This is a genomic window from Clostridium taeniosporum (assembly GCF_001735765.2).
GTDB classification, from domain to species: domain Bacteria; phylum Bacillota; class Clostridia; order Clostridiales; family Clostridiaceae; genus Clostridium; species Clostridium taeniosporum.
Window position 1 is genome coordinate 1 of sequence record NZ_CP017256.2, and the last position, 14,448, is coordinate 14,448.

9 protein-coding genes, 1 pseudogene and 1 CRISPR repeat array are annotated in these 14,448 nt (G+C 25.1%); of the genes and pseudogenes, 1 reads left to right on the forward strand and 9 read right to left on the reverse strand.

Going from position 1 to position 14,448, the window contains the following annotated elements:
- Positions 1-507 precede the first annotated feature (507 nt).
- From BGI42_RS15150 to BGI42_RS16125, 8 genes and pseudogenes are all read right to left on the reverse strand, one after another.
- Positions 508-3,681: a type III restriction-modification system endonuclease gene (locus tag BGI42_RS15150; protein ID WP_069681173.1), complete on the reverse strand. Its 3,174-nt coding sequence runs from the start codon at positions 3,679-3,681 to the stop codon at positions 508-510.
- Positions 3,682-3,693: 12 nt separating this feature from the next.
- Entirely contained in the window at positions 3,694-5,643 is a 1,950-nt protein-coding gene (locus tag BGI42_RS15155; protein ID WP_069681174.1) for a site-specific DNA-methyltransferase, read from the reverse strand.
- Positions 5,644-5,733: 90 nt separating this feature from the next.
- Positions 5,734-5,970: a hypothetical protein gene (locus BGI42_RS15160; protein WP_069681175.1), complete on the reverse strand. Its 237-nt coding sequence runs from the start codon at positions 5,968-5,970 to the stop codon at positions 5,734-5,736.
- A gap of 1,093 nt (positions 5,971-7,063) precedes the next feature.
- The gene (locus BGI42_RS15170; RefSeq protein ID WP_069681177.1) at positions 7,064-7,765 is read right to left on the reverse strand and encodes an MFS transporter; all 702 of its coding nucleotides are present in this window, start codon (positions 7,763-7,765) and stop codon (positions 7,064-7,066) included.
- A gap of 2 nt (positions 7,766-7,767) precedes the next feature.
- Positions 7,768-7,988: pseudogene (locus tag BGI42_RS16445) on the reverse strand (RNA-guided endonuclease TnpB family protein); the annotation flags it as partial.
- A 354-nt stretch (positions 7,989-8,342) separates the two neighbouring features.
- A CRISPR array of direct repeats spans positions 8,343-8,964; the repeat unit is 30 nt; unit sequence ATTTAAATACATCTCATGTTAAGGTTAAAC.
- Positions 8,965-9,426: 462 nt separating this feature from the next.
- A complete protein-coding gene (locus BGI42_RS16550) occupies positions 9,427-9,549 on the reverse strand; it encodes a hypothetical protein (protein ID WP_275542711.1) in 123 nt (40 codons plus the stop codon).
- 147 nt (positions 9,550-9,696) lie between these two features.
- Entirely contained in the window at positions 9,697-10,341 is a 645-nt protein-coding gene (locus BGI42_RS15175; protein WP_069681178.1) for a hypothetical protein, read from the reverse strand.
- Between the two features lie 551 nt (positions 10,342-10,892).
- A complete protein-coding gene (locus BGI42_RS16125; protein ID WP_158523412.1) occupies positions 10,893-11,051 on the reverse strand; it encodes a hypothetical protein in 159 nt (52 codons plus the stop codon).
- A 505-nt stretch (positions 11,052-11,556) separates the two neighbouring features.
- On the opposite strand from BGI42_RS16125, the gene BGI42_RS15180 reads away from it, so the two are divergent.
- Positions 11,557-12,162 carry a sigma-70 family RNA polymerase sigma factor gene (locus tag BGI42_RS15180; RefSeq protein ID WP_069681179.1) on the forward strand — a complete coding sequence of 202 codons (606 nt, stop codon included), beginning with the start codon at positions 11,557-11,559 and terminating at the stop codon, positions 12,160-12,162.
- A gap of 34 nt (positions 12,163-12,196) precedes the next feature.
- On the opposite strand, the gene cloSI is transcribed toward BGI42_RS15180, so the two are convergent.
- Complete coding sequence (gene cloSI, locus BGI42_RS15185; RefSeq protein WP_084023931.1) at positions 12,197-13,708, reverse strand: clostripain; 1,512 nt, start codon at positions 13,706-13,708, stop codon at positions 12,197-12,199.
- Positions 13,709-14,448 lie beyond the last annotated feature (740 nt).

The window sequence follows — 14,448 nt, forward strand, 5'->3', positions numbered from 1 at the left end:
ATTTATTATTGATAATTTTCCAATTACAATACCACTTCACCTATTATATATATCAACACACATTTAAAACACAGCCTAAAAATTCTATAATTTTCTGTACAAAAATAAAGAGTAATGACAATCAAAATTGTTATTACTCTTTAAATGAATATGTCTAATATATTTAGGGTCTGTAACACGTTAGGCTTTTTAAGTCTACATCTGCCTAAAATTTGATTTATAGTGATTTAATACTTTATACATTCAATAGTGTCTAAACCATTTTTTTCGAATGGTATATACATATCCACAAACTCTAGTAAATTATTTGACACTACCTATACTTCTAAATATTTCAAAATTCTTTTAACTAACTAACCTCTATTTTTACATTGAAATTTTCTACTTTCTTTATTTTGCACTATATATTCTTCATGAAATTTTTTTCTAATCTTTTAACTATGTCTCTAATATATTTCTTTACTTGTGAATGATTTGTCATATTCTCATTACGTTTTTTTTACAATTTTATAAACTATTCATCACATTTAATAGTTCTTGGTAACTATCAACTTCATGATACTTAACATTACTTGTTGATAATTCATTAAATAATTTTTTAGCACAAGAAATCTTTGCTTTTTCAATTTCTCGTAAATTCATACTTTCCATCGTTCCTTTAGTTTCAGCAATAAAAAATATATGTTTTACGCTACCTTCTTTAAACGAAATTGCCCAGTCTGGAGAATAATTTCCAACTGGTGTTGGAATTTGAAAGGTTCTTGGAAGCTTAGCATATACACTTACTTCATATGCATCATCAATATCTTCAGCAAATTTACGTTCTATACTTTTTTCAGCAGTTCCATCTGTAAATACATAATCTTTAATATGCTTCTTAGCTAAAAATGCTTTAGAATAGTTTTTTCCTTTATCGTCAGCTGTAAATATATCACTGTCATATGTGCCTTGGATTTGGTTATAAGTAATATGATTAACTATCATTGTTGCTTTTTGCTCTTTAATTAATCTGATACATTTTGTTATAAATTCTTCTGGATTGTTTTTGAACATTGAAAATATATTAGGCTCTATTCCTTTTAATATTTTGACAATACTCTTTCTTGTTAAAGTTGTACCTTCTGCAACCTTTCCAACTAAATCATATTTTATTCTGCTTACTTCTGAATGATTTAATATCTTTGTTGATGATGAAGCATTCTTAAATGATTCTCCTCTTTCCAATTCATTAATATCAATGTTATCTTTTTGTTCAGACTTAGATAATGTATATTGTAGTTGTGATACAAACATTTTTTTATTAATATGTTCTATTGATTTCTTTATAAGTTCTTCACTCTCAAACTGTACAGTATAAACATATTTGTGGTTAATGTAATTCCATAATGTTTGAAATTCTTTTTTATAAAAATTGTTATTAAGTTCATTATCTTTAACTTTTGTACTATTAGCATTTTCCATCATGTTATTAATTGCAGTTTCATCAAATACACTTTGAATAAGCTTTTGAACTTCATCCTCAATTAAACTCAAAGCTTCTGGAAGCTTTGCAATACAATGATTTTCTAAATCAGTTCTATAATTTTCATTTATATTTTCATCATTATCAATATAGTCATTTTTAATTAAATATCTATAAATTTCTTTCGCTTGCTTTTTATTAATTTCTATAATCTCATCATTAATTAAAATTTTCTTACCTTCAAAATATTCTATTGTTGCCTTTTTAGGTCTATCATATAAATTAGCTTTTATATCCTTTTGAAGTCCTTCCGCAAAAATTTTATAGCTTTCACTTGCTATTACAGTTAATTTATTTATATTATGAATATTATTCTTCTCAATTCCAGGATAATTTAAATCTACCCTATTACCATTTTTATCAACACATAATCTTAAGCCTCTACCAACTTCTTGGCGTTTCTGTGTTGTGCTATCACTATGTTTTAATGTACAAATTTGAAATACATTAGGATTGTCCCAGCCTTCTCTTAATGCTGAATGTGAAAATATAAATCTTGTTGGTTCTTCAAAACTTAATAAGCGCTCTTTGTTTTTTAATATTAAATCATATGCAGTAATATCATCACTTTCTGTACTCTTGCCTTTTACCACAGAATCTACAATTCTCTTTGTTTTTTTATCAATACTAAAGTATCCCTTGTGTGTATTTTTTACATTAATATTCTTTAAATATTTAACATATGGAGTATCTAATAAAGTAATGTATTCATTTAAAATATTGGTATATTCTTCTTCAAAAATTTGAGCATATTCTGAATTTTGTTCCTCTCCATTTTCATCATAAACTCTATATTTAGCTACTTCGTCTATAAAAAATAAAGATAATGTTTTAATTCCTTTATTAAATAAAACTTCTTCTTTTTCAAAATGAGAAGCAATAGTTTCTCTAATTTGTATCCTGCGCAAATCTTTCTCAGAAATGTCTCCAACAATCTCACCTTTAGTAATAACTAATCCATTAGTAAAAGTGACACTCCCATTGATTGGATTTATTTCATTTATAACAAAATTTTCTTTATACTGTTCCATATTATTTGAAGTAACATAAAGATTATCACCCTCAGCAAATACACGACTTTCTCTATTAATCGATTTATTGTATTTTATCTCCAATTCAACCTTAGCTCTTGGTGGCTTTTTTGCTGAAACAATAATTTCATCTAAATATAAATATTTTTCAGTTCCTCTAAAGTTCTTAACCTCAAATCCTTTAACTTCTATTTTCTTAACTAATCTCTCATTATATGCATCTAATGCATCTAATACATAAACAAGATTATGCTGATCTTTATGAGTTGCAGAATAATTTAAGCAAAATAATGGTTTAAATAACTTTAGTGATTCTTGAGTAGCTTTTCCACTTAATTTTTGTGGTTCATCCATTATTAATATAGGTCTATTAGCTGATATTACATCAATGGGTTTTCTGCTTTGGAATTCATCTAACTTCTCATATATACGTCTTGCATCTTTTCCTCTAGCATTAAATGCCTGTGCATTTATTATCATCACATTTATATTAGAATCTTTACTGAAATTATCTAAATTATTTAGATGTTTGCTATCATAAACAAAATATCTTGCTTTTTTATGATAATTGTCCATAAAATGTTCTTCTGTTATTTCAAAAGTCTTTTTAACACCTTCACGAATAGCAATAGAAGGAACTACTATTATAAATTTACTAAAACCATATTTTTTATTTAACTCAAATATAGTCTTAATATAAACATAAGTTTTTCCTGTTCCCGTTTCCATTTCAACATCAAGACTGCATCTTCCTAAATGTTTAACTAATTTATTAGATAAATTTATATTATTCATAGATTGAATATTTTTAATATTTTTTAATATTTCTCCATCGTCAAGAAGAAGATCAGCATTTTCAAATCCATCACTATTTTCTATATCATTATAATAATCTTCTATTATTTCTTTAGACTTTATTTCACTATCAATTACATTAAAAAGTGAACCTTTTTCAACTACCTTTTCATTTCCTTCTGCATCTTTATACTTTATAATATTTTTCTTTTCTCTTATTCCTAAATCCCTAGTATATTTAACATGATCATTAAAAGGTTGTCCTTTAAAAACATTTATAACATTTTCTACTGCCTTTGTTTGATAATCTTGTATTTTAAACTTAAACTTCATATTATACTCCTCCTACAACACTTTTCTTATTGTATTTGGACTATATGTTTTAAATATTTGTTCAAAGTTAGTAGCTACAGAATCATTAGATAAAGAACTATCTCTAAATATTGCATAAAGTGGTTGAATTTTTGCTATCTCACTTAATACTTTATTTGTAATATCATTATCAAAGCAAGCAATAATATTACCATCTCCAACATTAAATACTTTTTTACCTTCTATTTGAATTTCTTTAATATCACTAGATAATAATTCACCTAAATCAAGCATTACTTGAAATAATAAATCTTTACTTGAACGATTTTCTTTTATATTACTTTCCAATTGTTCAATCATGTCTTGATTATAGTCATTTGGATTGTAATAAACGTCTTTCATGTTACTTGAATCTAACTTAAGAACTCTAAATCCAATATCTAAAGTATCTGCTTTATCTGGGTTTTCTTCTTTTATTTTTTTACCAGCTCTTTTAATACGCTCTTTTCCTATTTCACATATATTTTTATATCCTGCTTTAAATGCTTCTGATTTTTTATCTGTTTCTTCTGGAAGTTGAACCATTATGAATTTGCGATTTCCTCCATTTTCTGCATTTAATTGCATAACTGCATGAGCTGTTGTTGCTGAGCCTGAAAAGAAATCTAAAATAATCATTTTATCATCATAAAACCCTAAGGTATTTATTAAATATTTTATTAAAGTTATTGGTTTAGGATAACTCATTATCGCTTCTTTACCAAATAATTCCATTGATTCACTATAGGCATCTTCATTTGTACCAATTCCTAACTTTGAATTTAAAATAGTAGTTGGTCTTTTTACCTTTTCTTTTTGATTTGACCTTAATACATTAAATCCATATTTTGTTGATAAAGCAATTCTTGTTCCTAATTTTAATTCTTCTTTAAGCTTATTTTGTGTCCAAACGAAAGGTCCTTCAACTTTAAATTCAGTTATTATAATACCATTACTAACTTTAAAATTTGTTATAAAATTAAGTGAAGATGTACCATTTCCATATCTTCCACTGTTATAAACTCCATCAACTAATTTGGTTTCTACTTTATTTGGTGGTATTTCTAAAACCTTTTGTGAGTTTGTCCTTTTTGCTAGAGGCTGCCATTTATCTGAATATGCATCTTCTCCAAATAATTCTATATTATTTATATATTTTGAATAACAAAGAATATATTCTGTCATATTTCTTACTGTTTTAGATAAATGACTGCCCTTTTTCTTTTTAATCCACGTAAAACATGAAACAAAATTTCCTTCGCCATATATTTCATTGCATATCTTTTTTAAATTATCAACTTCATTATCATCAATACTAATAAAAATAACTCCATCATCACTCAATAAATCCTTAGCTAACTTTAACCTAGGATACATCATATTAAGCCAATCAGTATGGAACTTACCATTACTCTCACTATTTTTTCTAATATCATAATTTATATTTCCATCTTCATCATACTGTCCACTTACTTCACTAAATTCATCACTGCTCATAGTAAAATTATCTGGATATACAAAGCTATCATTTCCAGTATTGTATGGTGGATCTATATATATCATTTTTACTTTATTAAGATAAGTTTCTTGAAGAAGTTTTAATACTTCTAAATTATCTCCTTCAATATAAAGATTTTTAGTTTTATCAAAATCAACACTTTCTTTTTTACAAGGTCTTAATGTTTTATTTATTGAAGAATTAGCTCTTAATATTGCTTCCTTTTTTCCTGGCCAATTCATTTGATATCTTTCTTCTCTTCCTTCAACTATAAATTTTGATAGCTCTTGCTTTAATATATCAAAATCTATAGCTTTTTCAATTATTAGTTTATTATTCTCATCATGTCCTTTGATAGTTTCTGTAACGGTGTTAGGAAATAATCTTCCTATACTATCAATATTTATATTAACTTTATTTTTAGTCTTCATTTTAAGCTTTTCCATTATTAGTTATCTCCCTCAAGTACCTGTGATTTTTCTTTTTGTTTTCGTATTTCTTTGCCTATATCGAATTTTTTTCTTAGTTAGGCTTCTTTAAAGGCTTTTTTCTCTAAAGTATTTATTCACTTTTTTTAGTTTTTCTATATTATTAAATCTTTCTAAAAAGCAATTTACTTCTTTATTTTCTCTAGATTTCAAGTTAACTAAATTAAAAATTAAGTTTTTATATAATTCAGATATATTCATGCAATAAGGTAATTCTTTTAATTCTTCCTTATTCCACTTACTTTCATATCCTAATTCACTAGTTGTAAAATTTTTAACTAACATATATGTAATGTTGTTTATATCTCCCAAAATGAAATAAAATTAGACTTAGAACTATTTTAAATATTAGATTTAAATTTAACCTTTTGTCTAATTTATGAGTGCCATATAATGTGCTTTCTCTTGTCTCATGTGATATGTAAAATTTCTTACTTTCTTTTTATATCATTACCTAACAATTTATTTTGGTTGTTTATTATCTCATAGAATTGTCCCTTAATATTATATAAGTTCTATAGATATTTTAACATTTTAATTACTTTATTGTAATATTTTATTAAAATTTCATTTAAATATCTTTTTATCCATAATAAAAAGCACTCAATTCACTAACATTGAATGCTTTTATCATAGTTCAACCTATATTCGATTATAATCTAAAATTTGCTAATGCTAATTTTTATAAATGATATAAGAATGTAGAAAAGTGATCATTTAAGGCTGTATAAGTTAGAAGATTTTCATAAACTAAAGCCAATTATGGAGGGAAGTAATTTGAAAATAAATAAAAGCCAAATAACTAGAAAACTTAATGTTGCTCATCTAACCATAGGCAAATATTTAAATAGATATAAAATGTATTTTTAGCATTTAATAAAAGATATTACTGGATGTTAAAATCTCCAGTAATATTTTAATAACAAATTTGTAAACTACACAAGATTATCTTGAGTCTCGTACTATGCTTTACTGTATACCTCTTACTTAGTATTATAAAGATTATTTTTAATTATTTTCCTTAATTTCTTCTCATTTTCTTATCAAAATTATATTGAATAGTATTTACCTATTCTTTTTATATATATTTTTTGTTTGCTCTTTATTGTTTTTTCAATAATTCTAATATCCATACTATATTTATCCATGTCTTTCCAAAAACTATAAAAACTTCTTTTAAAAATATATGATAAAAATACGAATAAAATCGATAAAATTAATACTGCTATAATTAATTTAAAGAATTCAAAGCTAAAAATATTTGTTACTTTCGTTAAAACCAAACCTATCATTGTCAATATAATATAGATTGAAATAATAAAAAACACCCATATTTCTACAAGTGTCATCTAGTTACTTAATCTAGTTTAAATACAAATTAGTTCAATAATTTATTATCACTATTTATAATTTTTTTATTATGTTGAATTTTAGTTATTTTTAAATATACCTTATATTTAATTTTAAATTCCTCTACATCATAAATTGTACAATATAAATTATCAAAAATATCCTTACATTCTATTTTTATTTTTTCTACATTTCCTTCCATTCTATTTCCTTGAGAATTTTTTATTGAATACTCTCTTATAATTCCATCTTTCTCCAATAAATTGATATAGAAATCACTAATATTAGAATTATTTTTAGTTATTAAACTTATTTTTATATCTTTAGCAATCCCTATTCCTACATTTTTTATTTCCTTTAAATTTACATCTGTATTATGTATTGTGCCGATATTAAATCTCACTTCTTTAGCATAATCTGTACCTAAATCTTGTTCTTTTAATATTAATATTGGTTTATTTCGTTTTACATCTTCAAAATAATCTTTATCCATTATATTTTTCTTATTTTCTTGTTGAATTTTTCTTGTTTCTTCTGTAGTTATAACAACAGCTATTAAAGTTCCTATACCTCCAACAAATCCTCCTGACAGACATCCTATTGCTGAATAATATAGCTTATAATCTTCACCTTTACTTATCCATAATAATAATACACATAAAATATCTAATACCACTATTATAGTAAATGTTATTAAATATTTTTTTACTCTGTCTTTATGACTATCCAAATAAGACATCTCCTCTCTCTTTTTAGTTTTTTCTCTAGTTTTTTAACTCTTTGAGTTTTATTAATATTTTTTTAGTTAATCCATTGCTACATATAGCAAAATCTTTTAGTCCTACATAAATTCATATTCCTTTATTAATATTATTTTTTTGCCTTGATTCTACATCAACAATAACTGAAACAAAGTATCTATCAGCTTTCTTAGATACAGTACCCTTAATTACTTTTTATTATATCTTTCTGCTTTATTGAATAATAAAATAATCCTATTTCTAGAGTTCATAATTTTAATTTATATTATATTCTATCCAAATAATAAATTTTCTATATATTTTTTTATTCTTAGCTTAATCACTCTTACTTATTTCTTTTATTTTATCCAAAACTTCTTTTATTTTACCTTCTGGCATAGATTCATTTTCATCATTACACTTTAACTTTTCTAACTTAACAACTTCATTCTCCACATTGTTCCTTATGGCAAATTTTTGTTAAATCACAGATTGTACACTTTTTTAAAATCGCATAAAAAAACACCTAAGATAATTGAATCCTAAATGTTTCTAAAATCATGATGTTTTATTATACATCTCATGTTAAGGTTAAACAGTCATACAACTTCTGTTGACTTGTCCCCTTTAATATTTAAATACATCTCATGTTAAGGTTAAACAGATTCTTGCTATTCATTACTTGAAGAAATAATAACATTTAAATACATCTCATGTTAAGGTTAAACGAAGAAGTGTGGTCAGATGGTTCTAGCACTTATAATGATTTAAATACATCTCATGTTAAGGTTAAACATGAAGATATGTCTTATTTATTATGTATTCTAAAATTTAAATACATCTCATGTTAAGGTTAAACTCTTAAAACTAAAATGGCTAATACTAAGAGTGAAGCATTTAAATACATCTCATGTTAAGGTTAAACAGTTTGTGAAAATGGAATATATAGAACCACAGAAGTATTTAAATACATCTCATGTTAAGGTTAAACAGTGTAACTCCCCATTGCCCCGTTACTAGGGCTTCCAATTTAAATACATCTCATGTTAAGGTTAAACAACCTATAAGTGCAAATGTTGTGGTGCTAGTGTACCATTTAAATACATCTCATGTTAAGGTTAAACATTGGTTTAATATTTTTACTTCCACAGTAAGGACAATTTAAATACATCTCATGTTAAGGTTAAACCATAGTAAAATAGCCATTCTCTAAAATCAATAATACCACTAAGGCATTGAAACTTCAAGGTTTCAGAGAAACTTTTCCAGCCGTTTATGAAATTTTTAGAAACCTTATTAAAAACCCCTTAATCCATTGAATTTAAATGGATTAAGGGATTTTATATAAATTTATAGCTGGTAAAATAAAATGTTTGGTATTTTAATTAAGTTCTTTATCAAAACAGGTATATCTATATTCATAAGACAAAATTCACTCAAATACTTTCACTATAAATAATGTAATATTTCAATATCTTATTAGTTTTTGCTTGTACATACTAAAAAATTTGTTATCTAAATTCATTAAATTGTACACTTTTTTTAGTATGTCCCAGTATTTTAAATATAGAAAAATACCACAAATTCATTTTCACAACAATTCGGTATCTGTTATATATGTTTTTAATTTTAGAATATTAATTATGAATTATTAAGAATTTTTATTAATATAAATCTTTAACGCTTTTATAAGTAAAATTAATGCATAAACTCCTAATCCCCATAATATTAATAAAGGAATTAAATTTATTAATACTGCTACTGTCATTCCCACGAAAATCCCATCTCCTTTACATCTTAATAATGTTTACTTCTTATTATAATATAAAATTCCAAGCTACAGTATTTAATTTTTAAAAAACAATATTTTTAATTATTTCTTCAAATCTACAGATTGAACACTCTTTATATGTTTCATTTGTTAATTTTTTATACTACTCTTATCAAAACTAATTACAGTTGCTCCCATATTATCTGGAGTATCTTTACTTTCAAGAATAGCATATCTAATTGAATTATCCGGATACGTTTTTACTATTTTAGGAGAATAGATTGGACTTCCTGCTGTAAATTTATCTTTATTAGAATACGCATCATAGGATATAGATTTAACAATTTTCCCATCAGTTTCATATTCATCAAGTTTATTTACTAAAAACTTATTATGTATTATTGATCCCTTAATTATACGCACATAGCCTTCTTTACCCTTATTAAATGAATCGATAAAGTTGTCTAGATTTGTTATATTATATACTTCAAGTTCTTTGCTATTATCTCTAGAAATCATTATTACACTACCATTTTTAAGGGATGCTTCAAAATCCCTAGCTTCTTCTATATCAGGCTTCTTTAAACCATTTTTTTCTTCATATGATGCTTCTAACTTTTTCTCTTCTTCTATTATATCATCATTCTTCAAATCACTTTTTTCTTTATTTGTAGTGGTTTCAGTAAAAGCTATAGATTTATTATTCATATTTTCATTACTAATCTTATTATTTGTACATCCGCTAACAACTAAAACTACTGTTACAATGCTTGCTAATAATATATACCTTTTCATGATATTACCGCCTTAAACTTTATGATTATATATGAGAATAGCAAAACAAATCATATTAAGGCACATTCAAATAAATAACTATTCAGTATGCTAGTTTATTTTGTGAACTACTTCTCTCTTGAAACCTAGTAATAGCGCAACTATTAGCAGAACCCAAGTCATTGTATTTCACAAAATATCCGTCACATCTTTGGCTTGTTATTTATTTTCATATGCCTAAAACATAATAACTGACTCTTACTACACATTTAACAAATATATCCTTATTATATCATATTTTCTAAATATCGTATCATTCAATTTCAAAGAACATTTTCATAATTACTTCATTAATTACAATCAATAAAAATCCTCCCATTTCAAATAACAGATTTTTATTTTTTAACCTGTCTACCTTAAGGGGAGGATATCACTCTAAATAATGAGATTTTTTAATGTAGTATTTATTTCTTAAAAGTTACAAAGTATTTCCCTTGATTTATATTCTTTTGATGTAAATTTAATATTACTTTATTCAACTCAACTATTATATTTATAATAAGGATGATATATTATTGGGACATTTTATTTTTAGAAATTGTCTCAAAGATTCTAGAGTAAACATCTTTAATATTTTCTTGGTTTTCAATGTCATTGTATAAACCATACCCAACATATTTTAATTTATTATCATTACATATAATACCTGTTGCATATGTTGAATCCTTCATATCAGGTACTTCCTCATATGATAGTTCTTCCTCTGTAAATGGAATATAACTTTTTTTAGTCTGAATAAAGAAAAATAACCAAGCATTCTCTTCATAATTAAAATAAATTCACCTCCATAAATAATATTTAAAATAAGCCCATAAACTTTTAATTTGTAGTTTATGGGCTTACTTAGGATAAAATCTAACTAAAAGTTATCATTTATCTTTAGGCTATTAATTTAAACATTCTTACAATTATGGTATAATTATACTATAATAATTTTTATAAGTAAAGGCTATCAATTTTTTCTTTTCTTGCATATTTATTAGTAGACATTATAAAACCAATAACTAATGAAATATTTATAAGATTTTTTAAGCTAGATAAGTAAGTAAAGCAGTTAATACTTTTTTGTTATTACCTACATTTGCTGACTCAGTATAGTACAAAAAACATAAAAATACTAATTAGTTATTTATTTTGAAATGTCTTATATAAGCATTTGAAAGGGAAGGGATTATTATGAACTATAAAGAAATCGAAAATACAGTTACAAAAGCAAAGAATGGAGATGAGGAAGCACTTTTAAAACTTATGATTCAATTTAAACCATTTATATTTAAAACAGCTCGTGGTTTTAATATAAAAAATTATGATACTTATGATTTAGTTCAAATTGGATACATTGCATTAATAAACGCTGTAGAAAAATATAAAGAAGGTTCAAACTCATTTTCTAGCTACGTATATATTTCCATTAAAAATTGCATGAAATGTACTGCAAGAAACAATAAAAAGCATAAAAATACTTTAAGCATTAATGCACCAATTAATGAAGACGGTTCATTAACTGACTTTACAGAATTACTTGAAAGTAACATTGACTTAGAAGATGATTTTATAAAAAAAGAAAAAGCTCGAGAGATTCAATCAATCATATCAAAATTAGATCCAAAGGATTTAGAACTTATTTTCTTGGTTTATTACAATGGATTTTCTTTTAAAGAATATGCCTTAAAAAAAGGATTAACTTACTTTCAAGTTATAAGAAGAAAAAATTCTATATTTAAATATATAAAAAATGAATTACTTAAGTCTTCAGAATATAAAAAAGTTGCTGAAATCTAAAAAATACCTGGTTTAATCCAGGTATTTTTTAGTGTTACCACTGATATCTATTTAATCCACCAGTTTTATCATTTGAAGTATCAAACCAGCTATCTAAAAGCTCAAACCAATTTCCAACATCATTAATTTTAGCTGTCTCTCCATCTTTACACCAACTTAATTTACCATATAAATAATTTCTCTTAATATTAGTTGTATCTATAGAATTATACCAGCTTTGACCTTGCCAGCATGGAAAACTCATATAGGAGAATGAATCAGTATACCATCTGCTTCCATCTGGTAAGAAAATGCTCAAGCCATTTTTACCTTCAGTAAATCCTTTAAATTTGCTTCCAGCATATGAATAAACTGTAGTATTATCTACGTTTTTCATTACCTTTTTAGCTAAATCCTTAATATTATCACTAAATTTATTGCTTTCAGTTATGCTTTTACATAAATCATATAAATCAAAATATGGATAAGCCATCCATTCACGGCTACTATTTTGATTAAAATAATTAATTAAATGTACATTTCTATTTCGCCCTCTAATATTCTCAATATCAGTTTTTTTATCTTCTTTCCATAAAGCTCTAGAAAGCTCATCTACAGAATCTTTTACACTTTCTATTTCACTTAAATCAAAACAACTTAAAGCTTGGCTATTAACATTAGCTTTTTCAACTGAATCCCTTTGAGCTTCAACCATTATTGCCCCTAGTTGAAGATCTGTAACTTTTGAAGGATCAAAATATTTTTCCCTTCCACCTAAAGTTGAATCTTTTCTTCCATTATCTCCGCCACCAGATTTAAGACGACTAAATATTTTTTTATAATCAAATCCATATCCCCAAACTACTGGTGCTGATGCAACCATAGTATTTGCAGAAAAGCTACCATTTCCAGGTCTATATTGATAAGCAACTTCTGCAGTTCCCATCAAACATGCATCATAAGCTAATACATCTACAGATTCATCATCAGTTAAAACATCAGATATTTCAGCAGTATACAAACAATCATTATTATCTGTTTCATCCCAACATACTGCTTTAGGATTTTTAACTCCTTCTTTCTTATCATCTCTTGCTCCACCACCATGATTAGAAACAATAAGAGCATATTTATCAGCAGGATATTGATCCTTACAAGAATCTATAAATTTCTTTAATGTATGGGCATCCCCCATATTTCCTTCATAATTACTTGTTTTAGTTATTTCCGGAAATTCATCCCCACCATCAATTCTAATAGCTTTATTTCTTTCGATTTTATACATTCTTGTATCAGAAAAATCTTCACCTAATACACTTGAATCATCCACATAGCCATCGTTTCTATCAACTAAAGCTATTAAATTTAAATTTGGATTATCAACATATCCTTCTTTCATCTCCTGAAGATCTAATAATAAATTAGGTTCTAAATTATTATCTGCATCACAATAAAACATAATAGTTAGTTTTTTATCTTCATTTTTAACCTTATCTTCATATTTAACAGCTTCTTTAGTAGTAACATCCGTATTTATAACATCCTTAATATTTTCAGAAGTCATCATAGGGATAATATTCTTACCTGTTTCATTTCTCTTTTCTTGTTTAGTTACCTTTGCTTCTTTATCAATTACTGTAGCACCATATGTTGGAATTGATGTTAATAAACTGCTCCCCAACAACATCATAGCAGTTAACATTTTTAATTTTTTATTCATTCATAAGCCCCCTTAATAAAGTGATTACACCACTATTTTTCAACTAAGAAATTTTTTCCTTAAGTTGAATATACCTTACTTTCAACTATCAATCTTCAACTTTTAACTCATCTCCTTTTCTTTTAACTATAAACTAATATTCATTTATACACCTAAATTTTTATTAGTTTGAAAATTTATAAATTGTAAAAATATTTTATTAATACATATATTATCATATTCTTGAAAAAATGATAAATTACTTTTTCTGTAAAATATCAGAAATTATTTAAAGAAAACGTTTGAATCTATATCCTGTTTAATATTAACCATAAAACCACATTATTTCATAATACTTTAGTTTTTGTATATTTTTGCTATAATGTAAATAGCGTTTTTAATATTATATACTATTATTTAAATATATTATCTTAGAAAATAAAAAGTCGTTAAGTGACTTTAGAAAGTCGATTTTTTTAGCCATGCACTCTTTCCAAAGGTAGTGGAGGAATAATAGTGCGGCATATGATTATTTTTTATTCTTTAGGTTTTATTTCTTAATATTTAAGCAAAAATATAATCTAAATTACCCACAGATTTAAAAAATA